At 73.8% G+C, this 25,878-nt stretch carries 22 protein-coding genes and 1 tRNA gene; 14 read left to right on the forward strand and 9 right to left on the reverse strand.

Annotation, left to right across the window (positions count from 1 at the left end):
* Nucleotides 1-237: 237 nt before the first annotated feature.
* Nucleotides 238-310 (reverse strand) — tRNA-Trp (locus OG898_RS31190).
* Between the two features lie 54 nt (nt 311-364).
* Nucleotides 365-1,099 (reverse strand): ankyrin repeat domain-containing protein, encoded by a 735-nt coding sequence (locus OG898_RS31195; RefSeq protein ID WP_266961492.1) that lies wholly within the window; start codon nt 1,097-1,099, stop codon nt 365-367.
* A 121-nt stretch (nt 1,100-1,220) separates the two neighbouring features.
* Between OG898_RS31195 and OG898_RS31200 the strand changes: the two genes are divergently transcribed.
* The 5 genes from OG898_RS31200 (at nt 1,221) to OG898_RS31220 (ending at nt 6,758) form a co-directional block, all read left to right on the forward strand.
* Complete coding sequence (locus OG898_RS31200) at nt 1,221-1,820, forward strand: hypothetical protein (protein WP_266961494.1); 600 nt, start codon at nt 1,221-1,223, stop codon at nt 1,818-1,820.
* A 149-nt stretch (nt 1,821-1,969) separates the two neighbouring features.
* The gene (locus OG898_RS31205) at nt 1,970-3,304 is read left to right on the forward strand and encodes a glycoside hydrolase family 18 protein (protein WP_266961496.1); all 1,335 of its coding nucleotides are present in this window, start codon (nt 1,970-1,972) and stop codon (nt 3,302-3,304) included.
* Between the two features lie 79 nt (nt 3,305-3,383).
* Nucleotides 3,384-4,625, forward strand: a complete 1,242-nt coding sequence (locus OG898_RS31210) for a serpin family protein (RefSeq protein WP_266961498.1) — start codon at nt 3,384-3,386, stop codon at nt 4,623-4,625.
* 43 nt (nt 4,626-4,668) lie between these two features.
* Nucleotides 4,669-5,874: a serpin family protein gene (locus OG898_RS31215; protein WP_266961500.1), complete on the forward strand. Its 1,206-nt coding sequence runs from the start codon at nt 4,669-4,671 to the stop codon at nt 5,872-5,874.
* The gene (locus tag OG898_RS31220) at nt 5,874-6,758 is read left to right on the forward strand and encodes an aldo/keto reductase (RefSeq protein WP_266961502.1); all 885 of its coding nucleotides are present in this window, start codon (nt 5,874-5,876) and stop codon (nt 6,756-6,758) included. Before OG898_RS31215 ends, OG898_RS31220 begins: the two co-directional genes overlap by 1 nt.
* A 25-nt stretch (nt 6,759-6,783) precedes the next feature.
* Here the strand turns inward: OG898_RS31220 and OG898_RS31225 are convergent, their stop codons facing one another.
* Both OG898_RS31225 and OG898_RS31230 read right to left on the reverse strand, forming a co-directional pair.
* Complete coding sequence (locus tag OG898_RS31225) at nt 6,784-7,809, reverse strand: PfkB family carbohydrate kinase (protein WP_266961504.1); 1,026 nt, start codon at nt 7,807-7,809, stop codon at nt 6,784-6,786.
* Nucleotides 7,806-8,450 (reverse strand): bifunctional 4-hydroxy-2-oxoglutarate aldolase/2-dehydro-3-deoxy-phosphogluconate aldolase, encoded by a 645-nt coding sequence (locus OG898_RS31230; RefSeq protein WP_250738069.1) that lies wholly within the window; start codon nt 8,448-8,450, stop codon nt 7,806-7,808. Before OG898_RS31230 ends, OG898_RS31225 begins: the two co-directional genes overlap by 4 nt.
* Nucleotides 8,451-8,542: 92 nt before the next feature.
* On the opposite strand from OG898_RS31230, the gene OG898_RS31235 reads away from it, so the two are divergent.
* Nucleotides 8,543-9,337 carry an IclR family transcriptional regulator gene (locus OG898_RS31235; RefSeq protein ID WP_266961507.1) on the forward strand — a complete coding sequence of 265 codons (795 nt, stop codon included), beginning with the start codon at nt 8,543-8,545 and terminating at the stop codon, nt 9,335-9,337.
* Between the two features lie 19 nt (nt 9,338-9,356).
* Here OG898_RS31235 and OG898_RS31240 read toward each other — a convergent pair whose 3' ends face one another.
* Both OG898_RS31240 and OG898_RS31245 read right to left on the reverse strand, forming a co-directional pair.
* Complete coding sequence (locus tag OG898_RS31240; RefSeq protein ID WP_266961509.1) at nt 9,357-11,399, reverse strand: tetratricopeptide repeat protein; 2,043 nt, start codon at nt 11,397-11,399, stop codon at nt 9,357-9,359.
* Nucleotides 11,400-11,626: 227 nt separating this feature from the next.
* Nucleotides 11,627-12,670, reverse strand: a complete 1,044-nt coding sequence (locus OG898_RS31245) for a S66 peptidase family protein (RefSeq protein WP_266961511.1) — start codon at nt 12,668-12,670, stop codon at nt 11,627-11,629.
* Nucleotides 12,671-12,766: 96 nt separating this feature from the next.
* Between OG898_RS31245 and OG898_RS31250 the strand changes: the two genes are divergently transcribed.
* From OG898_RS31250 to OG898_RS31270, 5 genes are all read left to right on the forward strand, one after another.
* Nucleotides 12,767-13,354 carry an alpha/beta fold hydrolase gene (locus OG898_RS31250; protein ID WP_266961513.1) on the forward strand — a complete coding sequence of 196 codons (588 nt, stop codon included), beginning with the start codon at nt 12,767-12,769 and terminating at the stop codon, nt 13,352-13,354.
* Between the two features lie 37 nt (nt 13,355-13,391).
* A complete protein-coding gene (locus OG898_RS31255) occupies nt 13,392-13,919 on the forward strand; it encodes a helix-turn-helix domain-containing protein (RefSeq protein ID WP_266961515.1) in 528 nt (175 codons plus the stop codon).
* Nucleotides 13,912-14,334 carry a DUF4180 domain-containing protein gene (locus OG898_RS31260; protein ID WP_250738079.1) on the forward strand — a complete coding sequence of 141 codons (423 nt, stop codon included), beginning with the start codon at nt 13,912-13,914 and terminating at the stop codon, nt 14,332-14,334. The genes OG898_RS31255 and OG898_RS31260 overlap by 8 nt, the downstream gene beginning before the upstream one ends.
* Before the next feature lie 76 nt (nt 14,335-14,410).
* On the forward strand, nt 14,411-16,084 hold the full coding sequence (locus OG898_RS31265) for a sigma-70 family RNA polymerase sigma factor (protein ID WP_266961518.1): 1,674 nt from the start codon (nt 14,411-14,413) through the stop codon (nt 16,082-16,084).
* A 195-nt stretch (nt 16,085-16,279) separates the two neighbouring features.
* Nucleotides 16,280-18,802 (forward strand): DEAD/DEAH box helicase, encoded by a 2,523-nt coding sequence (locus OG898_RS31270; protein ID WP_266962661.1) that lies wholly within the window; start codon nt 16,280-16,282, stop codon nt 18,800-18,802.
* A gap of 104 nt (nt 18,803-18,906) precedes the next feature.
* Here the strand turns inward: OG898_RS31270 and OG898_RS31275 are convergent, their stop codons facing one another.
* Complete coding sequence (locus OG898_RS31275; RefSeq protein ID WP_250738081.1) at nt 18,907-20,298, reverse strand: glutamate decarboxylase; 1,392 nt, start codon at nt 20,296-20,298, stop codon at nt 18,907-18,909.
* Nucleotides 20,299-20,608: 310 nt separating this feature from the next.
* Here OG898_RS31275 and OG898_RS31280 point away from each other — a divergent pair, with 310 nt between their 5' ends.
* Together OG898_RS31280 and OG898_RS31285 are read left to right on the forward strand one after the other, a co-directional pair.
* Entirely contained in the window at nt 20,609-21,013 is a 405-nt protein-coding gene (locus OG898_RS31280; RefSeq protein WP_250738082.1) for a tyrosinase cofactor, read from the forward strand.
* Nucleotides 21,013-21,876: a tyrosinase family protein gene (locus tag OG898_RS31285; RefSeq protein WP_250738083.1), complete on the forward strand. Its 864-nt coding sequence runs from the start codon at nt 21,013-21,015 to the stop codon at nt 21,874-21,876. The genes OG898_RS31280 and OG898_RS31285 overlap by 1 nt, the downstream gene beginning before the upstream one ends.
* Here OG898_RS31285 and OG898_RS31290 read toward each other — a convergent pair.
* On the reverse strand, nt 21,816-22,538 hold the full coding sequence (locus OG898_RS31290; protein WP_243332215.1) for a response regulator: 723 nt from the start codon (nt 22,536-22,538) through the stop codon (nt 21,816-21,818). The genes OG898_RS31285 and OG898_RS31290 overlap by 61 nt on opposite strands.
* A complete protein-coding gene (locus tag OG898_RS31295; protein ID WP_250738084.1) occupies nt 22,535-24,226 on the reverse strand; it encodes a sensor histidine kinase in 1,692 nt (563 codons plus the stop codon). The genes OG898_RS31290 and OG898_RS31295 overlap by 4 nt, the downstream gene beginning before the upstream one ends.
* Before the next feature lie 127 nt (nt 24,227-24,353).
* On the opposite strand from OG898_RS31295, the gene OG898_RS31300 reads away from it, so the two are divergent.
* Nucleotides 24,354-25,706: a cation:dicarboxylase symporter family transporter gene (locus OG898_RS31300; RefSeq protein ID WP_266961522.1), complete on the forward strand. Its 1,353-nt coding sequence runs from the start codon at nt 24,354-24,356 to the stop codon at nt 25,704-25,706.
* Nucleotides 25,707-25,878 lie beyond the last annotated feature (172 nt).

Genomic DNA, 25,878 nt, shown 5'->3' on the forward strand with positions numbered 1-25,878 from the left:
GGTTCATCGGGAGGATCCTGCTGCGGCCCGGTCCGCGGCCGGTAGCCGGCCGGGCTCTGGCGCGGTCCGCACAACAGCCGTGAACACCACCGATGGCAAGGCGTTCCCCGCCGACATACCCGGCCTGACCCGCGCCAGGCCACCATCCTGACCCACTGGATTCCCGGTACGAAGAAGCCCCCCGGCCGATCACGGCCGGGGGGCTTGGAACAGGTTTTCACCTGTTGCTTGCTCTTGCAGGGGCGGCAGGGCTCGAACCTACGACAACCGGTTTTGGAGACCGGTGCTCTACCAACTGAGCTACGCCCCTTCGGTGAGACCAACCATGCCATGCCGCACTCCGAAGATCCACTGAATTCGGTGGTCACCCATTGAGAATTTCTTCCCGCGTGCGGGCGCCCGCCGATGTGAGCCAGTCGATGAGCGGATTGTCTTCGCTGGTCAGGGCCATGTCGAGTGGGGTCCGGCCGCCGTGGCCGATCCAGTTGATGTCCGCTCCTTGAGACAACAAGTATTGCGCCGTGGACAGTTGGCCCCCGTGGCACGCCCCCCAGAAGGCGCTGGTGATCTCATCCTGATCCGCCCCCGCCTCTACGGAGTCCTCGACCGCGGTGAGGAGTCCCAGGGTGGCCGCGTCCTGGAGGGTGGGGCGGGCTCCGAGTTCGAGGAGTCTGCGCGCCGCCCTCCATTGGCCGAAGCCGCTCGCGTCGGCCAGGGGGGCGCCGCCGCCCAGGACCGAGCCCGGGGCCTCGAGGTCGGCCCCGGCTTCGACCAGGGCGTCGATCGCGGTGACGTCGTCGTTGCTCGCGGCCCAGTGCGGCGGGGTTTCCCGGTGCGCGCCGACGAAGCGGGCTCCGGGATCGGCTCCGGCGGCGACGAGGGTGCGGATCACCTCCGCGGTCCGCGGGTAGTGGCCGGGCCAGTCCACGGCGAGGTGGAGCAGGCTCCGCTCCCCCGCCGCCTCGCCCCGCTTCACGATCCTGCTCCCCGCCAGCCCGGGGTGCGCGGCCAGCAGGCGCCGGAGTCCGTCCAGGTCGCCGCCCCGGATCGCGGCCGTGACGGCTACGGCGAGCGGGTCCTCCGATGAGAGATGGAGCATGCGGCCCAGCCTACGAGCCCCCGCAGCCCAGGAGGCTCAGGGCGCTCAGGGCGCTCAGGAAGCCTGGTCGGCGCGGGTCGCGCGCCCGGCCTCCGCGGAGGATCGTGGGATTGTGGACGGGGTGGCGAGTGGTGCGGCGACGGCAGGTTCCGACCGGCACGGGGCGGCCCGGTCGGGCCCCGCCGGACGACGACGCCCGCACACCCTCGCCGCCCTCGCTGCCCTCGCGATGCTGACGGTCGCCGCCCTGATTCTCGGTCCCGCGCCCCCGAGTTCCGGCACCGGTCCGGGGCCGGACAGCTCCGGCGAGACCGTGTCCCTCACCGGAACCGCCCCCGGCGCGCGGCTCGACGCGACCCTCGTGCGCGTGGCCGACCCGGCGGGCCCCGCGCCCGACGACGCGGACCGGCTGGTCTCCGTACAGCTGCGCCTGGAGAACACCGGGACGGCCGTGTACGAGGATTCCCCGGCCGCCGCCACTCATCTGCTGGATGCCGAGGGGCACCGCTTCACCGGCCTGGGCCCGTCGACGGATCCCGGCGTGGCGGGCTTGGCCGGGGTGGCCGGGGCCGTCTTCCCCGAGACCGTCACCCTCGACCCCGGATCCGGGGCGACCGGCCTCGTCGTCTTCCGGCTGCCGCGGGACGCGGGCCTCGCCGCGGTCCAGTTCGCCCTCGACGGCGGACTCGCCAACGACGTCGCCCAGTGGAGCCTTGCCTGACCCGCTCCCCGCATCGGGCGCACCCCCGACACCCTCCCGTCCGCACCGACTTGCCCCGCCCCCTTGACCCACTCTGGTCCAGACCAATAGTTTCCGCATGCACAGCGCACGCGCCCCGGCACCATTCACCGCATCCGCAAAGGAAGCCCATGCGCCGCAGCATGCTCGGCAGGCTGGCAGTCGCCGCCTGCTCCCTCTCCCTGCTGACCGCCTTCGCCCCCGCCCACGACGGCTCCGGCCACGAGGACTCCGGGCACGGCCGCTCGTACAAGAAGGTCGGCTACTTCACCCAATGGGGCGTCTACGGACGGGACTTCCAGGTCCAGGACCTGGAGAAGAACGGCAGCGCGAGCAAGCTCACGCACATCAACTACGCCTTCGGCAACATCAGCGCGGACGGCAAGTGCTTCACCGGCAACATCCCCGGTGAGGCCGACGCCTGGGCCGACTACGTCCGCCCCCTGGACGCCGAGAACTCGGTGGACGGCGTCGCCGACGACTGGGTGCAGCCGCTCGCCGGCAACTTCAACCAGCTCCGCGAGCTCAAGGCCAAGCACCCGAACCTCAAGGTGCTGATCTCGCTGGGCGGTTGGAGCTGGTCCACGCACTTCTCGGACGCCGCGCTCACCCCGGCCTCTCGCAAGGCCCTCGTCTCCTCCTGCATCGACCTGTACATCAAGGGCAACCTCCCGCAGGACGGCAGCCGCGGCGGCGCCGGTTCGGCCGCCGGCCTCTTCGACGGGATCGACCTCGACTGGGAGTGGCCCGGCTCCTCGGGCGACACCGACACCACCTACCGCCCCGAGGACAAGAAGAACTTCACCGCGCTGGTGAGCGAGTTCCGCACGCAGCTCGACGACTACGCCCGCAGCCAGAAGCGGAAGGCGAAGTACGAGCTGTCCGCGTTCGTCCCGACCGCCCCAGCCAAGATCGACGCGGGCTTCGACGTCCGCCGGATCATGCGCGACCTGGACTTCGTGACCCTCCAGGGCTACGACTTCCACGTCTCCGGCGAGGCCACCACCGCCCAGCAGTCCGCGCTGTACGCACGGAACGACTTCAGCGTCGACGCCACCGTGGACGCCTGGGAGCGGCGCGGCGCACCCGCGCACAAGCTCGTGATGGGCATGCCGTTCTACGGGCAGGGCTGGACCGGAGTCAGCGGCGGCGGGGACGGCATGGGGCAGCCCGCGACGGGTCCGGCTCCGGCCAAGTGGGCTTCCGGGTACGCGGATTACAAGGAGCTCAAGGAGCTCGCGGCGTCCGGTACGTACAAGCTCCACCGCGACCGCCGCAACGGCAGTGCCTGGCTGTTCGACGGCACCACCCTGTGGACGTACGACGACCCGCAGGTGCTGCGCACCAAGACCCGCTACATCCGCGAAGAGGGCCTCGGCGGCGCGATGTTCTGGTCGCTGGACGCGGACACAGACGACGGTGAGCTGATGACCGCGGTCGACGAGGGCCTGCGCGGACGCCACTGACGGCCCCGCCCCCGAACAGCGCCGCCGGGCCGCGGAAAACGACCCGTCCCGGCGGCGCCCCAACCCTTACGCTCCCCGCATGAAGACGCAGACGGTACGAGCGGTCAACGCGCTCACCTCCCACTGGGCCGGGCACGCGGCGGACGGAACAGGCACGGTGTTCACCGCCGCCGGGGTCTGGCCGCTGCTGGCCCTGCTCGCCGACGGCGCCGCGGGCCCCGCCCGCACCGAGCTGGAGCAAGCCCTCGGCATACCCGCCGACACGGCGGCCGAGGCCGCCCGGGAGCTGCTGACCGCCATGGACGCCGTACGGGGCCTGCGCGCCGCCACCGGCTTCTGGGCCGCGCGGGACCTCCTCCTGGAGGAGGCGTGGTCGGCCCTGCTCCCCGCAGGGACCCGGGGCGCCCTCACCGGCGACGCGGACACCGACCGCAAGGCCCTGGACGCCTGGGCGGCCGAACGCACCGACGGCCTCATCGAGCGGATGCCGATCCCCGTCGACGAGGAGACGCGCTTCGTGCTCGCCTCCGCCCTCACCCTGCGCACGCGATGGATCCAGCCCTTCGAGGCCTGGACGACCGAGATCGACGAAGGCCCCTGGGCGGGGCAGGAGGTGCAGGGCCTGAGCCGCAGTACGACCCTCCTCGACCGGGTCCGCGTGGCCCGGGCGCCCGGCGGCCCGGTGACCCTGCTGGAGGTGGTGGGCGACGGCGGGGTCGACGTCCACCTCGTCCTGGGCGAGCCGCAGGCCACGCCGGGCCGGACCCTCCAGGCGGGCATCGCGGCCGTCACCCGGGCGATCCCGTCCACGGACGCGAGCCTGCTGCCCGAGGGGAACCCGGGACCGGGACTGCGCATCGGGAGCGTCCTCTCGGAACGCCGTGAACACCGGCTGAACGTCAGCACGGTGGCCTTCGAGGTGACGGCGGCCCACGATCTCCTCGACCCCGCCGCGCTGTTCGGCTTGCAGAGCGCCTCCGACACCCGGACCGGCCACTTCCCCGGCATCAGCGGCGAGCCGCTCGCCGTCGGCACCGCCCGGCAGTCGGCCGTGGCGCGCTTCCACTCCGAGGGCTTCGAAGCCGCCGCCGTGACGGCGATCGGGGTTGCCGCCGGCTGCGCGATGCCCCGGCTGAGGTACCGCGTCCGACAGGCCCAGGTCGCCTTCCACCGCCCCTTCGGCTTCCTCGCCGTCCATCGGACCTCGCGCCTGGTGCTCGCCGCGGGCTGGGTGGCGGACGCCCTCCCGCCCGAGGAGTGGGATCACGAGGCGGAGGAGGCGGAGGCCTGGGCGAAGCTCGATGCCGAGGAACGGGATTGAGCCGCTCCCGCTCCGCCCGGCCCTTCCCCGTACGCTCGGCCCCATGGACAACTCGACGGTGGAGGCGGTCAACCGCCTGACGGCACGGTGGGCGGCACGATGGTCGGCGCGGTCCGCGGACGCGGCCGTAGGCACGGTGTTCACGGCGGCCGGGCTCTGGCCGCTGCTGGCCCTGCTCGCGGACGGCGCCGACGGGCAGGCCCGTACCGAGCTGGCGGAAGCCCTCGGCATACCCGCCGACTCGGCGGCGGAAGCAGCCCGGGAGCTGCTGACCGCGCTGGACGGCGTACGGGGCCTGCGCGCCGCCGCCGGCCTGTGGGCGCGGCGGGACCTCCCGCTGGAGGCGGCCTGGGCGGCCCGGCTCCCCGCCGGGACCCGGTCCGTCCTGACCGGCGACGAGGACACCGACCGCAAGGCCCTGGACGCCTGGGCGGCCGAACGCACCGACGGCCTCATCGAGCAGATGCCGGTCGAGGTGGGCCCGCACGTCGAGCTGGTCCTCGCCTCCGCGCTCGCGCTGCACCTGACCTGGGAGCGACCCTTCTCCGAGCGGCCGGTGCAGCCGTCGCAGGGCCCGTGGAGCGGGCGCTCCCTGCGCGGGCTGACCGTCAGCCACGCCTTCCCCGAGCGGATCCGGGTGGCCCGCGGGCCCTCCGGACCGGTGACCCTGCTTCACGTACCGGGCGCGTCCGGTGCCCGCGGTGCGGACGTGCACCTGCTGCTCGGTGAGCCCGGGGCCGCGCCCGGGGAGGTCCTGACGACCGGGATCGCCGAGGTCACCGGCGCGCTCGCCTCCTCGACCGCGAGGGAGCTTCCCGACGGCGAAGCGGGGCCCGGGCTGTCGCTGCGCACGGTGGAGTCGACCAGCCCCGACCCCGTGGCCCGGATCGGCACGGTGGCCTTCGACATCCGCGCCGAGCACGATCTGCTGGAGCACGCCGAGTCGTTCGGGCTCGTCTCCGCGGCCTCCGCAGCCGCCGCCCCCGGCTACTTCCCCGGCATCTCCTCCGTCCCGCTCGCGGTCCGCTCCGCCCGCCAGTCGGCCGTGGCCCGCTTCCACGCGGAGGGGTTCGAGGCCGCGGCCGTCACCGCCGTCGGCATGTTCCGCGGGGCCGCGAGGACCCGGTCGTACCGGGTCCGACAGGCCGAGTTCGAGGTGGACCGGCCCTTCGGCTTCCTCGCCGTCGACCGGGAGTCCGGTCTCGTGCTGTTCGCGGGCTGGGTCACCGACCCCGCTACCCTCACCTGATGACTTCCGACAAGATCAACGCCGTCGACTCCGGCACCTGGCTCCTCGGCGACCTCCCGGTCCGCCGCATCGGGTTCGGCGCGATGCGCCTCACGCACCTCGCCGACGGCTCCCCCAGCGACCGCGACCGGGTGACCGGGGTGCTGAGGCGGGCCGTCGAACTGGGCGTCAACCACATCGACACGGCCGCCTTCTACTTCTCCGCGACCCGCTCCGCCAACGAGCTCATCAACCGGGCCCTCGCCCCGTACGCCGACGAGCTGGTCATCACCACCAAGGTGGGGCCGGGCCGCGATGCCGCCGGCGAGTGGTGGTGGGCCACGCCCGAGCAGCTGCGCGGACAGGTCGAGGAGAACCTGCGCCAGCTCGGCCGCGACCACCTGGACGTCGTCAACCTGCGCGCCCCCCGCCAGGCGACGACCGGTTCGATCGCCGAGCACTTCGGGGCGCTCGCCGAGCTGCGCACGGCCGGACTGATCCGGCACCTCGGCGTGTCCAACGTACGGCCGGACCACCTCGCCGAGGCGCAGGCCATCGCTCCCGTGGTCTGCGTACAGAACGCGTACGGGATCGGTTCGCCGGCCGAGGAGCACGCGTTCCTCGACGCGTGCGGCGAGCAGGGCATCGCCTTCGTCCCCTTCTTCGCGATCGCGGGTGCGGGCAAGGAGGCCGGAGGGGTGACCGAGGAGGGCCCGGCGGTACGCGATCTCGCGCGGGCCCACGGCGTGTCCCCGGCCCAGCTCCGCCTGGCGTGGACCCTGAGCCGGGGCGGGCACGTCCTCGCCATCCCGGGCACCGGGAACCCGGAGCACCTGGACGAGAACGTGGCCGCCGGCGCGCTGCGGCTGTCGGCAGAGGACACCGCACTGCTCGCAGCCGGGTAGCCCCCGGTGCGCCGGCGGCGGCCGGTCATGTCCTCGCCGGTCCTGTGCCGCGGAGGTGTGCGCGGTGCGCGGCTACCAGGGCTGCCGTCTCGGTGAAATCGGGGATGCGTCCGGTGCCGCCGCGGCCGGACACGGAGAGGGAGGCGGCTGCCATCGCGTGGGCGACGGCGTCCGCGAGGGTGTCGCCCAGCGCGAGCCGGGCGGTGGCGGTGCCGGTGAAGCAGTCCCCGGCGCCGGTCGCGTCGACCGGGTCGGGGTTGACCGGGACGGGCAGGTACGCCGGCTGCGTGCCGTCGTCCAGCAGCAGCCGGTCGGCGCCCGCGGTGACGGCGACGGTACGGGCGCCCAGGGCCCGGTAGCGGGCGGCGGCCTCGGCCGGGTCGTCGGTGCCGACCAGGGCCAGCGCGTCGGCCGGGCAGGAGGTCTTCAGCAGCCCGGCCAGCGGGGCGATGCGGGCCAGGAGGGTGCGCGCTTCGCCCCGACTGGTGAGCCGGGAGCGGAAGTTGGGGTCGTAGGAGAGGTGCCCGCCGGCCTCGTGCGCGGTCCGGGCCGCGAGCAGGACGGCTTCGCGGCTGCTCGGCGAGAGGGCGCCGGTGATGCCGCTGGTGATGAGGGCCTTGGAGCCCGTCAGCAACTCCCGCCAGGACTCGACGTGTTCCACGGAGAGGGTGGAGCCGGCGCTGCCGGTGCGCCAGTACACGAACGCGCGGTCGCCCTCGGTGTCGGCGCAGAGCAGGTAGGCGCCGTTCGGGCGCGGGGAGCGGCGTACGTGGGAGACGTCCACGCCGAGTCCGGCGGCGCGGGCCAGCAGCGGGACGCTCAGCTCGTCGTCTCCGACGACGGCGAGCAGGGCGGTGCGGGCTCCGGCTGCGACGGCGGCGGCCGCGGCGTTCAGGGCGTCCCCGGAGAAGGAGACGCGGGCGGGGGTGCCGTCGGCGGCGTCCCGCAGGGCCGTCTCGGCGTGGATCTCGACGAGGACCTCGCCGAGGACGAGGACGTCGTATCCCTGCGGGACGGACGTGCTCCGGCTCGTGTTCCCGGCCCCGGTCACGGACGCCGCTCCGTGCCCGCGCAGTCGCCGCAGCAGGGCTGGGCGAGGTCGGCGAAGACGGCGGCCAGTTCGCCCGGGTCGGCGGGCAGGCCGCTGCCTATCCCGACGGCGGCGGCCCCGGCGGCGAGCCAGTCGCGGACCTCGCCGGGCGCGATCCCGCCGGTCGGGATGATGAGGGCCTCGGGGAGCACGGCCTTGAGGGAGCGGATGAACTGCGGGCCGCCCACGTGGGCCGGGAACACCTTCGCCGCGCCGGCGGACCGTACGGCCGAGGCGATCTCCCCCGGGGTGAAGCCGCCCTCGATGAAGACGGCCCCGCGCTCCTCGGCGACCTCGCGGACCTCGGGGGCCGGGTAGGGCGAGACGAGGAAGGCGGCGCCCGCGTCGAGCGCGGTCCGCGCGGCCAGGGCGGTGGTGACGGTGCCGACGCCGATGAGGGCGGGCCGCCCCTGCGCGTCGGTGAGCGGCACGGTGCGGGCCACGGCCTCGGCCCAGCCGGGGGTGGAGGTGGTGAGTTCGACGGCGCGGCAGCCTGCGGCGAGCAGGGCGGTGGTGTGGCGGACGGCCTCGTCCGCGTCGGCGTTGCGCAGGACCGGCAGCAGTCGCTGCGCGGTGATGGCCGCGTACGGGTGACAGGACAAGAGACCCTCCATTTGTTCCACGTAGTGGAACTTGGTATCGTGTACCGGAACTACTGGTGCAGACCATACCCACCCCTGGAGGTCCCTTGTCCATGGATGGACGGCCCGAGAACGCAGAAGCCGATGGCACGGCACGCGGCGGCCGGACCTCCGCCGCGGGTACGGCGCTGGAGAAGTCGATGCGGATCCTGGAGGCCGTGGCCGCGCCCGGCGGCCCGCACCGGCTCACCGATGTCATGGCGGCGGCGGCCGTGCCGAAGTCGAGCACCTTCCGCATCCTGGCCTCGCTGATCGAGCAGGGCTTCGTACGCTCCGAGGGCGAGAGCCGCTACGGCGTCGGCCCCCGGCTGCGCGCGCTGTCCGCCCTGGTCGCCGGCGGGGAGCCGGCCAGCATCGAGCGGATCCTGCGGGAACTGCAGGAGGCCACCGGGCAGGCGGTCCATCTCGCCCTGCACAGCGGGGAGACCATCACCTACATCCGGAAGCTGGAGAGCGAGCAGCCCTTCCAGACCGCCTCGCGGGTCGGCATGCGGATGCCGCTGCACACGACCGCGATCGGCAAGAGCATCCTGGCCCACCTGCCCGGGGCGGAGGCCCGCGAGCTGGTCGCCTCGGCCGGGCTGCCGCGCCGTACGCCGAACACGCTCACGACGCCGCAGGACCTGGAGGCGGAGCTGGCGGCCGTACGGGAGCGGGGGTTCGCCCTGGACGACGAGGAGAACGAGGCGACCATCCGCTGCATCGGCGCCGCGATCCTCGACACCGGGGGCCGCCCGATCGGCGGCGTCAGCATCACCACCGTCACATTCCTGGTCTCCCGCACGGAGATCGAGGCCTACGCACCCGCCCTGCTCGCGGCCACCCGGGCACTGGCCCCGCTGCTGTAGGCCATGGCGGAGGCGGGGCCTAGTCCGCCGTCGGGGCCCGGTCGGTGGCCCGGGCGAGCAGCTGTCGGGCCGTCCGCAGGTGCCGGTGGCCCGGTTCCAGGACGGACTCGGCCCGCGCCAGGGCGCCGGTCAGTACCGCGGCCGCCTCGGGGGCCCGGTCCCGGGCGAGCAGGGCGCGGGCCCATTCCAGGCGGGAGTAGAACGCGTGCGGATGGTCCTCGCCGAGCACCCGGGTCCGGTCGGCGGTGAGCTCCGCCCAGGCCTCGGCCGCCTCGGCGGTGCGCCCCGCGCGGGCCGCCAGCGCCGCCATGCTGCTCCGGACCGCGAGCGTGTGCGGGTCGTCGGGCCCGATCCCCTCGGCGGCTTCGGCTTCGGCCAGCAGGCGCCCCAACTCGGCTTCGGCGGCCTCCGGTTCCCCGGTCCGGAACCAGATCAGGCTGCGCCGGGTCGCCAGCACCTGGGGATGCCCGGCGCCCTGGACCCGTAAGCGGTCGGCCAGCAGCAGGTCCAACAGCCGGGCGGCCGACCGGTGATCACCGCCTTCTCCGGTGAAGTAAGCCAGCTGGTGACGGGCCGCCAGGGTGTCCGGATGGTCGGGCCCCAGCACGTCGGTGACATCCACGAGCAGCTCCGCGAACTGGGCCGCGGCGGCCAGATGGTTCCCGGACTCTCCTACGAAGAAGGCCAGTTGATGCCGCGCTGCCAGGGTGTCGGGGTGCCGGGGCCCGAGCCGGCCGGCGCGCCGGTGGGCGATCCCGGCGAGATCGGCGGCGGCCCGGCGCGGCTTCCCGGAGTCTCCTATGGCGATGGCCAGCGGCAGTTCGGCGCCGGGGACCCCGCCGCGCGAGGCGAGGCCGAGGGCCTCGACGGCCCGCGCGAGGCGGCCCTCCTGATGGGCGACGAGCCCCATGTCGTAGGCGTCGGCGGGCTCCACCAGGGGCAGCAGCCCGCGCCACAGGTGGTCGGGCACGGGGCCGTTGCCCGGCGCGTTCAACAGGTAGTCGAACGCGGTGAATCCGGCCCCGAAGTTGCCGATGAGCAGCCCGCTCGTGGCGTAGGCGGCGGCGCAGGCCCAGTCCATCGCCTCCGCGAACGGCTCGGGCTGGAGGTCCCCTCCGCCCCGGGCCTCCAGGTAGGGGGCGTGCAGCTCGCGCAGCCACGCGCGGCTCACGGGGCGGCGCAGTCCGGCCCGGCGGCAGTCCACCGCCGCCGCGACCACGGCGGCGCCGCGCGGATTGGCGCCCGGGGCCCAGGCGTTCTCCCAGGCCGCCAGGAGTTCCGGACCGGCCGCCAGCACCTCGGCGACCCCGAACCGCTCGCCCGCCCGCAGCGCGGCCCCGATCCGCGGATCGCCCCGGTGGGCGGCGGCCCGGCCGCGCTCCGCCCGGGACCAGTGCCGGGGCAGCCTGACGACCACCGCCTGGTGGAGCAGGTCGCGCTGGGCCCGCCAGGCGTCCCGGTCGGAGCCGGTGAGCCGGCTCTCCTCACGGGCGTCGTAGCGCCGGTACTCCTGGACCCGCATGGTCGCGATGACCACCGCCGTTCGCAGGGAGGCCAGTTGGGCGGTGCTGAGGCCGCCCGCCCCGAGGTAGTCCTCCAGGTCGTCCAGCCACAGCACGGCGCGGCGCCGCCGCCCGGCGATCCGCACCGCTTCGGGCAGTGCGGCGCGGGAGAGCGGGCGGACGAAGGCGTGCCGCGGGTAGCGGCTGCGGGCCACCTCGTAGGCGAGCCGGGTCTTGCCCGCCGTGGACTCTCCCACCACGAGGACGAAGCGGCTCTGCTCCAGGGCTGCGCGCAGCCCCGGTTCGGCGTCGCGCCGGATGTACGCGGGCGGGGCCGCGGGCGCCTCGGCCGGGTGGGCCCCGGCCAGTTCGGGGCGGTCCACGCGGCGCAGCAGCGGGATCCGGCCCGCCGCCGTACGGAGCACCTCCCCGGCGGTCCGGGGGTCGGCGCCCTCCCCGGACGGCCGCATGAGCTCGGCGGCGAGTCCGGACAGCGTGGTGACGGCCGCGCCGATCCCGGCGGCCCAGGGCCCCGAGGTCCACACCGCCGCCAGCGCCACCGCACCTGCTCCGAGCCCTACCGAACCGAGGTATCCGGCCCAGCCCCTCGCCCGGCCGGATCCCCTCAAGAGCAACGCCGACATGCCGCCCCCAACACGTCCCGTGGGAGCCCCATTGTCACCCCGGACCCGGACGACGGAACCCCAACGGACCTACTGCGGAGGGATGTTCGTCAGTAAGTTCAGCGACTTCAGCGAGTTCGGCGAGTTCGGCGAGTTCGGCGGGATCAGTACGTGACGAAGATCCGGCGGGCCGGGCCGTCCACCCGGATCCGGCCCCCGACGGGGATCACGATCTGCGGGTCGGTGTGCCCGAGGTCCACGTCGAAGACGGCCATGGTGTCGGGTGCGTACTCGCCGAGGGCCCGCAGGACCGCCTCGCGCTGCTCACGGCGGTAGCGCTCCCGCTCCTCGGCGTCGAAGCGGTTCTCGAAGGACCAGCTCTTCGCCCGGCCCATCAGAAAGGCGGGGAACTGCCGCAGCAGTCCACGCTCCCCCATGTTGCGCAGGATCCAGTAGACGTCACGGGCGCTCGGCATGTCCTCCGAGGTCTCCAGGAAGAGCACCCCGCCGGCGTACTCCTCGACGGGCCGCACCGCGCGGTCGGCCATCAGCAGCCAGGAGAGGATCTCCAGGTTTCCGCCCCAGCCGTCGCCCTCGACCACCCGGTCGGCGTTGTGCCAGGTCCAGCCTCCGGCGGGCTCCAGATCCGGTTCGGCGTCGAAGGTGCGCGGGTCGTCCCAGGGGCCGTTGACGTCCCCGCTGGCTCCGGCGGCGGTCAGCTCGTACTCACCCGAGGTGAACAGGGCCGCGCGCAGGGACTCGGCCGTGAGCGGGTTCATGGCGCCGGGCCGTCCGAGCTCGACCATCACCGAGCCCCCGTGGTAGGCGACCAGCCCGAGGTTCCTGAGGTGCAGGAGCAGGTTGGTGTTGTCGCTGTACCCGAAGAACGGCTTGGGGTTGGCGCGCAGGAGATCGGCGTCGAGGTGCGGGAGCAGCGTGATCTGGTCGTCGCCGCCGATGCTGGCGATGACGGCCTTGATCTCGGGGTCGGCGAAGGCGGCGTGGAGGTCGGCGGCCCGCTCCCGGGGCGTCGCGCTCATCTTCCGGGTGGTCGGGTATTCCACCGGCTCCAGGCCGAACTCCTCCCGGAGCCTGCGCAGCCCCAGCTCGTAGGGCTGCGGGAAGAGCTCGGGCAGACCGGCCGAAGGGGAGAGCACCGCGACGCGGTCTCCGGGGCGGGGCTTGGCGGGGTAGCGAGGATCCGTCATCCGAAGATCCTAGGAGCAGGCCCGACCGCCACCGAAGCGGTTTTCCGGGGCCCTCGCCCCTCTCGACGCAGGCGGCACCATGATCGAATCGGCGGCATGACAACCACCGAGTTGATACCCGTCGCCGACGGGGGCCGCATCCGGGCCGAGCGGGCCGGGGACGGCCCCCCGCTCGTCCTGCTCCACGGGGCGGTCCACGACAGCCGCATGTGGGAACACCCCGAGCGGGTCCGGTCGCTGACGCTGATCGCATCGTCCGTCGGCGGGTACGAGTGGCCCCGGAGCGCCGAGGCGGAGGCGTACGCCGCGGCGCGCCGCGGATCGGTCGGCAGCCGCATCGCCGAGCTGGAGCTCGCGCTCTGGGCGAGCCTGGGCGACCGGGCCCCGGGTTTCGAGGTCATCGAGCCCATGGTGCGCGAGAACGCCGAATCCGGAGCCGCCGCGGAGAAGGGGCACGCCCTCGACCCGGCCGAGGCTGCGGTCGGCCGGCTGGACCGGATCGGGGTGCCGACGGTGGTCGTCGTCGGCGATCACGACCGCCCCGAGATCGGCGTCATCGCCGACCGTCTCGCCGACGGCATCCCCGGCGCGCGGCTGGAGGTGGTCGCGGGCGCCGATCACTACCTACCGCTGCGGGCTCCCGAGCGACTCCTCGAACTCCTGCTTCCCTATCCTTCCCTATAAGCATGCATACGCACCTCATGGGGTAGGATTCGGAGTCATGAGTGACGAAGGACGCGAGCTGTACTCGGTCGGCGAGGTGGCGGAGCTGCTCGGGCTGCACGTGCGCACCGTCCGGAACTACGTGCGCGACGGCCGGCTCAAAGCGGTCCGGATCGGCAAGCAGTACCGGATCAGCCGGGCGGACTTCGAGGCCCTGACGAGCCTTCCCGCCCCGGCCGCCGAGGATCCTTCCCCCGCCGGGGAGGCGCCGCGGCGGCATCTGGAGGTGTCGAGCATCGTGCAGATCGACGCGATCGGTCCCGACGCGGCGAACCGGCTCGCGACCCTCGTCACGGCGAGCGCGCAGTCCCCGAGGGACACCCCGGCCACGCTGCGCGTCCAGACGGTCTACGACAAGGAGCGGGCCCGCATGAAGATCGTGATCCTCGGCGACGCGGCCACGACCGCCGATCTGCTGCACCTGGTCGACGGGGTGCTCGGGCCGGGCAACGGCATGGGAAACGACCCGGACCACGGCACCGGCCGCGGCACCGGCCACGACGCGGGGGCGGCACACCGTGGCTGACCTCCTCGTGGAACACCACGGCGTACCGGTCCTGGTCTGCGCGGCCGACGGCCCGCCCGTCGTCACCGAGCAGGACGCGCTCGACCAGCTGATCGGCGGAGCCTTCTACCGGACCGACATCGTCGCCGTCCCCGTGGAACGCCTGGACGCCGGCTTCTTCGACCTGCGCAGCGGGCTCGCCGGGGCGATCATGCAGAAGTTCGTGAACTACCGGGTCCGCCTGGTGGTCGTGGGCGACCTCTCGCACCACCTGGAGGCGAGCTCGGCCCTGCGCGATCTCGTACGGGAATCGAACGAGGGCCGCCACATCTGGTTCCTGCCCGATCTCGACGCCCTGGCCTCCCGCCTCGCCCCGGCCGGGAAAACAGGGCCGGGCGCTCCGGATTCCGCATCCGCGGAACCGATCGACGGATAAGCGTTATCGGAGTCCCCCTCGACGGTCTCCCAGGTATTGGGCATCATCGAGCGCCGGTACGGACAGGGACTTTTCTATGAGCACTCAGCACACGGCAGCACTGGTGGCCGCGGCCCGCGCGGGCGATCCCCGCGCCCAGGACGACCTGGTCAGCGCCTATCTGCCGCTGGTCTACAACATCGTCGGGCGGGCCCTGAACGGATCCGTCGACGTGGACGACGTGGTCCAGGACACGATGCTGCGGGCACTCGACGGGCTGGGCGGCCTGCGCGACGACCACAGCTTCCGGTCCTGGCTGGTCGCCATCGCCATGAACCGGGTGCGCGCCCACTGGCAGGCCCGCCGGAGCGCCCCCGGCGAAAGCGGACTGGAGGCCGCCTGGGAGCTCGCGGACCCGGGCGCCGACTTCGTGGACCTGACCGTCGTACGGCTCCAGCTGGAGGGCCAGCGGCGCGAGACGGCCCGTGCCACGCGCTGGCTCGAGCCCGACGACCGGGCGCTGCTGTCCCTGTGGTGGCTGGAGTGCGCCGGGGAGCTGACGCGCGCGGAGATGGCGCAGGCGCTGGAACTGTCCCCGCAGCACACCGCGGTACGGGTGCAGCGGATGAAGGCGCAGCTGGAGGCGGCCCGGGTGGTGGAGCGGGCGCTGGGTGCCCAGCCGCCCTGCGAGGACCTGCGGGCCATGGCGGCGAGCTGGGACGGGGTGCCCTCGACGCTGTGGCGCAAGCGAATAGCCCGGCACGCCCGTGAGTGCCTGCGGTGCGCCGGGCTGTGGAACGGCCTGGTCCCGGCCGAAGGACTGCTGGCCGGGCTGGCGCTGCTGCCGGTCTCGGCGGCGCTGCTCGCGGGCGTACGGGCGGCCCTGGACTCCGGCTACACCTCCGTCGGCCTGGCCGGCGCCGCTTCGGCGTACGGTCCGGACGCCGGTCACGCCGGTCACGCCGACGGCGGCAGTGGCGGCAGTGGCGGCAGCAACCTCGAAGCGCAGTTCGCCTCGGCGGGCGGCCCCGGCGACGGGCGCGCCTCGCTGCGCAAGCAGCGGCGCACCCGCGGCCGGCGCCGGGTGATCGGCGGCGCGGTGCTCGCCGCCTGTGTCGTGGGAGGCGGGGTGACCTACCTCGCCACCCGCCCCGGCACCGGATCCCCCGAGGTGCCTCCGGCCGCGCTCGTGGCGCCGGAATCGGGGACCGCGCTGCCGCCGGAGGCCGCCTCCCCCACCCCGAGCCCCTCGGAGTCCGCCTCCCCGAGCGCCTCGCCGAGCCCCAGCCCGAGCCCGACTCCGACTCCGAGTCCGACCCCCACGCCCACCCCGAAGCCGACCCCGAAGTCCACCCCGCCGAAGAGCCCGGCTCCCGCCCCGCCGGGCGGCAGCATGGCCGCCCAGGTGATATCCCTGGTCAACTCCGAGCGGGCGAAGGCCGGCTGCGGGCCGCTGAAGGACGACGCGCAGCTGCGTACGGCCGCCCAGGGGCACTCCGACGACATGGCGCGGCGGGACTTCTTCTCGCACACCAACCCGGACGGCGCGGACCCGGGCAAGCGGACCACCGCCGCCGGGTACCGCTGGTCCACCTACGGGGAGAACATCGCGAAGGGGCAGCGGACCGCGGCCCAGGTCATGGATTCCTGGATGAAGAGCCAGGGACACCGCGAGAACATCCTCAACTGCTCCTTCAAGGACATCGGCGTGGGCATCCACCAGGGCGCGGGCGGCCCGTGGTGGACGCAGAACTTCGGCGCCCGGATGTAAGACCTCCCGCCGCGGGCCCCACCCGGTCCCCACCCCGGCCCCACCCCGGCCCCCGCACCCCGCTCCGCCACGCTCCGCCCCCGCCTCGCCACGCTCCGCCGCACCCCCGTCGACGCGATCTCCCCGCAATGATTCAAAATGGGGGCAAGATAGGAGCTGGAAGCAAACCGGCAGATCACGGTGGAGGTGGGGCGCATCAGCAGGCAGAAACTCCGTCCGCACCAGCGCGAGGCCGTCGACGCCGCCGTGCGGGCGCTGGAACTGCCCGCCGGGCGCAGGGTCCCACGGACCGGGCTCCGTACGCAGGTCATCATGGCAACGGGCTCCGGCAAGTCGCTGGTCGCCGTGCACACGGCCGAGGAACTGCGGGCCGGACGCGTCCTGGTGCTGGTGCCCTCCCTGGACCTGCTCGTGCAGACCGCGGCGGCCTGGCGCGAGGGCGGCCGGACCGGCCGCGCCTTCGCCGTGTGTTCGCTGCGCGGCGAGGACGCGGGAGTGCCCACCACCACCGACCCGGCCGAACTGGCCCGCTGGGCGGGCCCGCCCGTCGACCGGGTCACGGTGTACGCCACGTACGCCTCGCTCGGCCTCGGCACCATCGAACGCGCGCACCGCGAGGGGCTGCCCGGCTGGGACCTGATCGTGGTCGACGAGGCGCACCGGACCTCGGGGCGCATCGGCAAGCCCTGGGCGGTGGTGCACGACAACGTGCGGATCCCCTCGGTCCGCCGGCTGTACATGACGGCCACGCCCCGGGTCTGGCAGTCCGCCGAGGATTCCGCGCCCGCCGAGGGCGAAGAGTCCGCCGAGGGCTCCGACCGGCCGGAGGGGGTGCGCGGCCGGGGCGACCTCGTGGCCTCCATGGAGGACGATCCCGACGGGCCGTTCGGCGCGCGCTGCTACACCCTCACCCTCTCGGAGGCCGTCGACCGGGGCATCTGCGCGCCCTACCGCGTGGTCTGCGTGGACGTCAGCGATCCGGAGTTCCAGGCGGCCGTCCTGCTCGGGCCGGACGGGCGCTCCGACTCCGTGCGCGGGGTGCGGCTCGCGGCGCTCCAGACGGCGCTGATGACGGCGGCCGTGAAGCAGGGGTTCCGGCGCACGCTCGTCTTCCACCACCTGACCAAGGAGGCCGAGGCCTTCGCGGCCGGTCTGCCCGCGGTCGCCGCCCGCCTGCGCGCCACGAGTTGGGCCCCGCGGCCGGTGTACCCCCGTACCGTCTGGGCGGACTGGCTGTGCGGGCAGCACACGGCGGCGCACCGGCGCCGGGTGCTGGGCGCCTTCGCGGACGACCGGGTCGCGGACAAGGCCTTCCTGGGCAGTGTCCGGGTGCTGGGCGAGGGTGTGGACACCAAGGAGTGCGACTCGGTCTTCTGGGCCGATGTACGGGGTTCCATGCCCGACCTGGTGCAGGCCGTCGGCCGGGCGCTGCGCATCCGGCCCGGGGAGGGCAAGGTCGCCTCCCTCGTGGTGCCGGTGCTGCTGGGGCCCGGCGAGTCCCCCGAGACGATGCTGACCTCACGGGCGTACGGGGACCTCGCGCGGCTGCTGGAGGCGCTACGGGCGCACGACACCCGGGTCGTCGAGTCCCTGGCGCAGCCCCAGGCCCCGAGCCGGCGCGCGGGCACGGGCGGCGCGGAGTCCGTGGGCGGCTCCGGGCTGCGCGGCGGCGCGGAGTCCCTGCTGAGCTTCTCCACCCCCCGCGACCCGGCGCTGCTGGCCGCCTTCGTCCGGCTGCGCGTCCTGCACCCGGAGCACGAGCACTGGCGGCGCGGGGTGGAGGCCGCCCGGATCTACGCCGGGCGCGCCGGGGACCTCAAGGTGCCGTTCGCGTTCAAGGTGCCCGCGGACACGGAGGCGAAGGCGGATGCGGATGCGGCTGCGGCTGCGGCTGCCACCGACGAACAGGGAGCCGGGGCTCCGTGGCCGCCGGGGCTGGCCCGTTTCCCGCTCGGCCAGTGGATCGCGGACGCCCGGCGCACCTACCGGCGCGGGGCGCTCGGCCACCGCCGGGTGGCGCAGCTCGACGAACTGGGCATGGTGTGGAGCCACTTCGACGTGGCGTTCGAGGAGGGGCTCGCGGCGGCGAGCGGCTGGGCCGCCGAGCACGGTCACCTGCTGCCGCCCGTGGACGCCACCTGGCGCGGCGCCCCGGTCGGGGTCTGGGTCAAGAACCAGCGGGCGGCGGCCCGCCGGGAGGGCCCCGGAGCCCTGTCCGAGGAGCGCCGGGAGGCCCTGGAGGCCATCGACGCCTCCTGGTGTCCGTCCTGGGAGATCTCCTGGCAGCGGGCCTTCCACCTGACCCGGGTCCACCTGGACGCGGGCGGCCCGCTGCCGACGCGCCCCGGGGAGGCCGTGGTCCAGGGCGAGGACCTCGGTGTGTGGCTGCGGGGGCAGCGCGCGTCCTGGGAGCGCCTCGCCTGGGCGCAGCGCTGGCTGCTGGAGCACGCCCTCGGGGTGACCCCGGCCGAGGGTGCGGACCGGCCGAGGCCCCGGGTCGCCCACGCGGACGCGTGGGCGGCGCACCTGGAGGCGGCCCGGCGGTTCCACGACCGCGAGCGGCACCTGCGGGTGCCCCGTGCCCACGTGGAGCGGGTCGGCGACCGGGACCTGCGCCTCGGCTCCTGGATCGCCAACCAGCGCTCCCGCGCCGCGTCCCTCACCCCGGAACGGACGGCCGCGCTGACGGAGCTGGGGATGCGCTGGTCGGCGTCCTGAGCGCCGGCCCCGCCCTTCCGGGGCGGGCCCGGATGACCAGGTCCGGATCAGCAGGCCCGGATCAGCAGGCCCGGATCAGCAGGCCCGGTCCCCGTCGCCCCCCGTCAGTGGTGGAAGCCGGACCGGGGCGGCGCCGCGGGCACGGGCTGCGGGTGCGCGACGAGGTGTTCGACGGCGGCGCGCAGGTCGGAGACCAGCAGGGCGATCTGGTCCCGGGTCACCCCGTGCCGGATCAGGACCCGTTGGATGACCGTGTCGTCCCGCTCGGCCGGCAGCGGGTACGAGGGCACCTGCCAGCCGCGCATCCGGAGCCGGTCGGAGAGGTCGTAGAGGGTGAAGCCCGCGCCCTCCGGGTCGGTGAGCCGGTACGAGACGGCGGGCAGCGCGCCCTGGCCGTCGTAGAGGAGGGTGAAGGGGCCGATGGTCTCGATCTCGCGGGCCAGGTACTGGGCGGTGTCGGCGCAGGCCTGCTGGACCCGGCGGTAGCCGCCCCGGCCCAGGCGCAGGAACAGGTAGTACTGGGCGATGATCTCGCCGCCCGGCCGGGAGAAGTTGAGGGCGAAGGTGGGCATGTCCCCGCCGAGGTAGTCCACGGAGAAGACGAGGTCGGCCGGGAGCAGGTCGGCGGTGCGCCAGACGATCCAGCCGACGCCCAGCGGGGCCAGGCCGTACTTGTGCCCGGAGGTGTTGACGGAGGCCACGCGCGGCAGCCGGAAGTCCCAGACCACGTCGGGGTGGAGGAAGGGGGCCACGAAGCCGCCGCTGGCGGCGTCCACGTGGATCGGCACGTCCCAGCCGCGCTCTGCCTGGATCCGGTCGAGTTCGGCGGCGATCTCGGCGACGGGCTCGTAGACGCAGGTGTAGGTGACGCCGAGGATGGCGACGACGCCGATGGTGTTCTCGTCGACGTTGGCGGCGAGCTGCTCGGGGCGCAGGCCGTTGGCTCCGGGCAGCAGGGGGAGCTGGCGGAGCTCGACGTCGAAGTAGCGGGCGAACTTCTCCCAGCAGACCTGGACCGGCCCGCACACCAGGTTCGGCCTGTCGGTGGGCAGTCCGGCGGCGCGGCGGCGTTCGCGCCAGCGCCATTTGAGGGCGAGGCCGCCGAGCATGGCGGCCTCGCTGGAGCCGGTGGTGGAGCAGCCGGTGCCTGTGGTGCCGGCGGGGGCGTTCCACAGGTCGGCCAGGATGTTGACGCAGCGGCTCTCGATCTCGGCCGTCTGCGGGTACTCGTCCTTGTCGATCATGTTCTTGTCGAGGCACTCGTTCATCAGCCGGTGGACCCCGTCGTCCGACCAGGTGGTGCAGAAGGTGGCCAGGTTCTGGGCGGCGTTGCCGTCGAGGAGCAGCTCGTTGTGGAGGAGCTGGTAGACCACCTCGGACGGCGAGTGGTCTTCGGGCATCCGGTACTTGGGGAGGATCTCGCCGCTGAGGGCGGACGCGAACACGTCCGTCTCGGCGTCGCGGGCACGCAGGTCCTTCGTCTCATGGAGAGCCATATCGGGACTATAACGGGATGGAACCGGACAGATCGCCCCGAAATTCACTTCAGAACACCCCCCGGGACCGGACCTCTGAGGCAATTCCGGCTGCGGCTTCCGGCCGACTCCGCGGTGTGATCCCTTCCATACCCACCCCGTGTCACCGCAGGATTTCCTGTCCATTAAGCTTTTTCACACAGGTCTTCCCGTCCAGATCGCTGGAGCCAGTCCGGACGGGAAGATCATCCAACTAGTTCGACCGGCAACTTATCCGCGCATGTCCGGATAACAGCCCTGGGTTCTCGGCGCCCTGATACCTCTTCGGGCCATGAACAAGATCACCCGCCGACAGGCCTTAGGCGCCACTGCCGGCGCACTCACCGCCCTCGGCCTCGCAGGCGCCACCGCGCACGCAGCCGTCACCGGATCCCGTACCGCCGCACCCGCCACCCCCGCGGGCGGCGTCGACGAGGTCTACCAGGGCCGCCGCATACGGATCGTCCCCGCCTCGGGCGGCGGGGACGACCACGGCGGCCACCACGGGGGCCACCAGTCCCCCGGTCTGCCGACCGTCCTCATAGACGGCCGCGAACTGCACGTGATGCGGAACGCCGACGGCAGCTGGATCAGCGTGGTCAACCACTACGAGACCTTCTCCGGCCCGCTCCCCCTCGCCCGCGCCGCCGTGCGCGAACTCCAGGGCGCCGCCCTCGTCCCGATGGGCGGCATGTGATGACGATCCGCAAGAACCAGGCCTCGCTCACCCCCGAGGAGAAGCGGGCGTTCGTCGCGGCGCTCCTCGAACTCAAGCGCACCGGCCGCTACGACCGCTTCGTCACCACGCACAACGGCTTCATCATGGGCGACACCGACTCGGGCGACCGGGTCGGCCACCGCTCCCCCTCCTTCCTGCCCTGGCACCGCCGGTTTCTGCTGGAGTTCGAGGCGGCGCTGCAGGAGGTGGATCCGGCGGTGGCCCTGCCGTACTGGGACTGGACGGCCGACCGGACCGCCCGCTCCTCGCTCTGGGCCGCCGACTTCCTCGGCGGCACCGGACGGGCCCGGGACGGGCAGGTGCTCGACGGACCGTTCGCGTACGCGGGCGGCAAGTGGGAGATAGCCGTACGGGTCGACGGGCGCTCCTACCTGCGGCGCGCGCTCGGCACCGGCGTGGCCCAACTGCCGACCAGGGCCGAGGTGGACTCCGTCCTCGCCATGCCGGTGTACGACGCGGCGCCCTGGAACAGCTCCTCGGGCGGCTTCCGCAACAACCTTGAGGGCTGGCGCGGGGCCAACCTGCACAACCGGGTGCACGTGTGGGTGGGCGGCCAGATGGCCACCGGGGTCTCCCCCAACGACCCGGTGTTCTGGATGCACCACGCCTTCATCGACAAGCTGTGGGCCGACTGGCAGGCGCTGCACCCGCAGTCGACGTACCTGCCGGCCGCCGGCACCCCGAACGTCGTGGACCTGCACGACACGATGCGGCCGTGGAACGACGTGACCCCGGCGGACATGCTGGACCACCGGAAGTTCTACACCTTCGACACCGAGCCGGTGCCCGCCCCGGCCGGGGCGGCCGCCAGCCAGCGGTAGTGCAGTTCGGGACGGCCGACCTGGCCGTACCGGGGGGTGCGGTCCGCGCGGCCGGTGTCCACCAGGTGCTCCAGGTACCGGCGGGCGGTGATCCGGGAGATCCCGGCCGCCTCGGCCGTCCCGCCTGCGGTCAGCCCCTCGGGGGCCGCCCGCAGCAGCGCGGCGACCCGGTCCAGGGTCGGGCCGCCGATCCCCTTGGGGAGCTCGGCCGGCCGGGGTGAGCGCAGGGCCGCCATCGCGCGGTCCACATCGTCCTGGCCGGCCGCCTCGCCCGCCGCCGTCGCGCGGAACTCGGCGTAGCGCAGGAGCCGTTCGCGCAGGGTGGGGAAGGCGAAGGGCTTCAGTACGTACTGCACCACCCCGAGCGAGACGCTCTCGCGGACGACCCCCAGGTCCCGCGCCGAGGTCACCACGATCACGTCGGCGGGGTGGCCCGCGGCCCGCAGGCCGCGCGCGAAGCGCAGCCCGTGGCCGTCGGGCAGGGTCAGGTCGAGCAGCAGCAGGTCGATCCGGGTCCGCTCCAGGACCCGGGTGGCCTCGGCGAGGGAGTGGACGACCGCGACGGCGGTGAAGCCGGGCACCCGCCCGACGTAGAGCGCGTGCGCGTCGGCGGCCACCGGATCGTCCTCGACGACGAGGACCCGTACCTCGGGCGTGCTCATGCGTCCCCCTCCCCGCGCGCCGGCAGTCGTACGGTGAACCGGGCGCCCCCGTCCGGCAGTTGGTCGGCGTCCGCGCTTCCGCCGTGCCGGTGCGCCACCTGCCGCACCAGGGCGAGGCCCAGGCCCCGCCCCTCCCCCTTGCCCGACCAGCCGCGCCGGAACACGTCCGCGCCCTCGGGAAGTCCGGGGCCGTTGTCGGCCACGCCGATCAGCACCCCGCGTCCGTGGGGTCCGGCCGGGCCGTCGGGGCGGATGGTGACGGAGATCCGGCCGCCGGGCACGCCGGTGAGGGCGTCGACGGCGTTGTCGACGAGGTTCCCGAGGACGGTGACGAGGTCCCGCGCGGGCGGGCCGCCGGGCCCGGCGCCGATGGCTCCGCTGTCCGGGGTGACGACCAGCTCGACCCCCCGTTCGTGGGCCTGCGCGGCCTTGCCGAGGAGCAGGGCGACGAGCACGGGCTCGCCGACGGCGGCGATCACCTCGTCGGTCAGGGCCTGGGCGAGGGACAGTTCGGCGGTGGCGAAGTCCACCGCCTCCCGGCTGCGGCCGAGTTCGATGAGGGAGACCACGGTGTGCAGCCGGTTGGCCGCCTCGTGGGCCTGCGCGCGCAGCGCCCGGGTGAATCCGCGTTCCTGGTCCAGTTCCCCGGTCAGCGACAGCAGTTCGGTGTGGTCGCGCAGGGTGATCACCGTGCCCCGGCGGCCGCCGCCGGCGACGGGCGCGCTGTTGAGCACGAGCACGCGGTCCACCGTCAGATGGACCTCGTCCACCCGGGGCCGGTCGGAGAGCAGGGCCCCGGTGAGCGGGGCGGGCAGGCCCAGGTCGGCGACGCCGGTCCCCTTGACCTCCCCGTCCAGGCCGAGGAGTTCGCGGCCCGCGTCGTTGACCAGGGTGATCCGGCGCCGGCCGTCGAGCATCAGCAGCCCTTCGCGGACCCCGTGCAGGGCGGCCTGGTGGTAGTCGTACATCCCGCTCAGCTCGGCCGCGTTCATGCCGTGGGTGTGGCGGCGCAGCCGGGCGTTGACCACGTAGGTGCCGGCTCCGCCGAGGGCGAGGGCCCCGCCGGCCACCCAGGCGAGGGCGGAGAGCCGCGCGGCGAGGCGGGCGCTGACCGCGCGGACGGTGATGCCGGCGGCGACCATGCCGATGACCCGGCCGTCGTCGGTGATCGGGGTGACCACGCGGAGGGAGGGGCCGAGGGTGCCGGTGTAGGTCTCGCTGAAGGTCTCGCCCCGCAGGGCGGGGGCGGTGTTGCCGAGAAAGGGTTCGCCGATGCGCATCGGGTCGGGGTGGGTCCAGCGCCGTCCGTCCGGAGCCATGATCGTCACGAAGTCCACGCCCGCGTCGACGCGGACCCGCTCCGCGTAGGGCTGCAGGGCCGCGGTGGGCCCGCCGGGGCCATCTGCCCCGCGCCCGGTTCCCCGTACGGCTTCGGGGACGGGCTCTCCTCCGGCTTCCCGCGCCCTCTCCTCCTGCCGCTGCGCACGCGCCGCGTCGCGTACCGACGGGGAGTCCGCGACCGCGCGGGCCACCGCTCCGGCCTGTCGCCGGGCGGCCTCTTCGGCCTGGTCGCGGGCGGTCGCGTACGCGAAGACGGCGCAGCCGGCGACGACCACGGCGACCAGCACCACCTGCATGGCGAAGAGCTGGCCGGCGAGGCTGCGCGGCGGCCGGGGAAAGCGGAACATGGCGCTCAGTGTGCACCCGGGCGTGAACTCAATGAACGCAAGGGTGACCGGGGTCACAGCGGCGGGCGATGGTCCTCCCGGGACGCCTTCGCCATCAGGGAGGCGAAGGGCACTACCAGGAGGCATCGTGGCCGCCAGGCGCGACAAGACGCATTATCTGTACATCGCCGTGATCGGCGCGGTGCTGCTCGGCATCGCCGTCGGGTTCGCCGCACCCGGCACGGCCGTGGAGCTCAAGCCGCTGGGCACCGGGTTCGTCAATCTCATCAAGATGATGATCTCGCCGGTCATCTTCTGCACGATCGTGCTGGGCATCGGCTCGGTGCGCAAGGCCGCCAAGGTCGGCGCGGTGGGCGGGCTCGCGCTCGGCTACTTCATGGTGATGTCCACGGTGGCCCTGGCCATCGGGCTGCTGGTGGGCAACCTGCTGGAGCCGGGCAGCGGGCTGCACCTGACCGAGGCGGCCCGCAACGCGGGCGAGGCGCAGGCCAAGGCGGGCGGCGCGGAGAGCACGCCGGAGTTCCTGCTGGGGATCATCCCGACCACGCTGGTGTCGGCCTTCACCGGGGGCGAGGTGCTCCAGACGCTGCTGGTGGCGCTGCTCTGCGGGTTCGCGCTGCAGGCCATGGGCGCGGCGGGCGAACCGGTGCTGCGCGGGATCGGGCACGTGCAGAAGCTGGTGTTCCGGGTACTCGCGATGATCATGTGGGTGGCGCCGGTGGGCGCGTTCGGCGCGATCGCGGCGGTGGTCGGGGCGACCGGGATGGACGCGCTGAAGTCCCTCGCGGTCATCATGATCGGGTTCTACACGACCTGCCTGATCTTCGTCTTCGTGATCCTGGGCACGCTGCTGCGGCTGTGTACGGGGATCAGCGTGTTCGCCCTGCTGCGCTATCTGGGCCGGGAGTTCCTGCTGATCCTGTCCACCTCCTCCTCGGAGTCGGCGCTGCCCCGGCTGATCGCGAAGATGGAACACGTGGGCGTCTCGCGGCCGGTGGTCGGCATCACGGTCCCGACGGGCTACTCCTTCAACCTGGACGGGACCGCGATCTATCTGACGATGTCCTCGCTCTTCGTCGCGGAGGCGATGGGCAAGCCCCTCGCCCTGGGCGAGCAGATCTCCCTGCTGCTGTTCATGATCGTGGCCTCGAAGGGCGCGGCCGGGGTCACGGGTGCGGGTCTCGCCACGCTCGCCGGAGGACTCCAGTCGCACCGGCCGGAACTCGTCGACGGCGTCGGCCTGATCGTGGGCATCGACCGGTTCATGAGCGAGGCGCGGGCGCTGACGAACTTCGCGGGCAACGCGATCGCGACCGTGCTGATCGGCACCTGGACGAAGGAGTTCGACCGGGCCCGGGCCACCGAAGTCCTCGCGGGACGGCTGCCGTTCGACGAGAGCACGCTCACCGACGACGCGCATGAGCAGGCCGCGGCCGTACCGGCCCAGCCTGGCGTCGCCAAGGACGGCGTACCCGTCTGACGGGGGCGCCCCGCGGACCGGCCGGGCAGGGCTCGCCCCCACGGTGCCCAGCCCGGCCGGTCCCAACACCTCGGGCGGTAGTCGATTTCCAGCCAAGATCGGTTGAACCGTCTAGCTGTAAAAGGTACTTCCATATCGGGGCACGCGTCTGACATCTTGCGTCCACCACTCG

Origin of the sequence: Streptomyces sp. NBC_00193, from assembly GCF_026342735.1 — a bacterium.
GTDB classification, from domain to species: domain Bacteria; phylum Actinomycetota; class Actinomycetes; order Streptomycetales; family Streptomycetaceae; genus Streptomyces; species Streptomyces stoeckheimensis.

Bases quoted from the DNA above. Each gene is read 5' to 3' on its own strand.
- OG898_RS31195 (WP_266961492.1), bottom strand. From the start codon at position 1,099: ATGCTCCATCTCTCATCGGAGGACCCGCTCGCCGTAGCCGTCACGGCC.
- OG898_RS31205 (WP_266961496.1), top strand. From the start codon at position 1,970: ATGCGCCGCAGCATGCTCGGCAGGCTGGCAGTCGCCGCCTGCTCCCTC.
- OG898_RS31210 (WP_266961498.1), top strand. From the start codon at position 3,384: ATGAAGACGCAGACGGTACGAGCGGTCAACGCGCTCACCTCCCACTGG.
- OG898_RS31215 (WP_266961500.1), top strand. From the start codon at position 4,669: ATGGACAACTCGACGGTGGAGGCGGTCAACCGCCTGACGGCACGGTGG.
- OG898_RS31220 (WP_266961502.1), top strand. From the start codon at position 5,874: ATGACTTCCGACAAGATCAACGCCGTCGACTCCGGCACCTGGCTCCTC.
- OG898_RS31235 (WP_266961507.1), top strand. From the start codon at position 8,543: ATGGATGGACGGCCCGAGAACGCAGAAGCCGATGGCACGGCACGCGGC.
- OG898_RS31245 (WP_266961511.1), bottom strand. From the start codon at position 12,670: ATGACGGATCCTCGCTACCCCGCCAAGCCCCGCCCCGGAGACCGCGTC.
- OG898_RS31250 (WP_266961513.1), top strand. From the start codon at position 12,767: ATGACAACCACCGAGTTGATACCCGTCGCCGACGGGGGCCGCATCCGG.
- OG898_RS31255 (WP_266961515.1), top strand. From the start codon at position 13,392: ATGAGTGACGAAGGACGCGAGCTGTACTCGGTCGGCGAGGTGGCGGAG.
- OG898_RS31265 (WP_266961518.1), top strand. From the start codon at position 14,411: ATGAGCACTCAGCACACGGCAGCACTGGTGGCCGCGGCCCGCGCGGGC.
- OG898_RS31275 (WP_250738081.1), bottom strand. From the start codon at position 20,298: ATGGCTCTCCATGAGACGAAGGACCTGCGTGCCCGCGACGCCGAGACG.
- OG898_RS31280 (WP_250738082.1), top strand. From the start codon at position 20,609: ATGAACAAGATCACCCGCCGACAGGCCTTAGGCGCCACTGCCGGCGCA.
- OG898_RS31285 (WP_250738083.1), top strand. From the start codon at position 21,013: ATGACGATCCGCAAGAACCAGGCCTCGCTCACCCCCGAGGAGAAGCGG.
- OG898_RS31290 (WP_243332215.1), bottom strand. From the start codon at position 22,538: ATGAGCACGCCCGAGGTACGGGTCCTCGTCGTCGAGGACGATCCGGTG.
- OG898_RS31295 (WP_250738084.1), bottom strand. From the start codon at position 24,226: ATGTTCCGCTTTCCCCGGCCGCCGCGCAGCCTCGCCGGCCAGCTCTTC.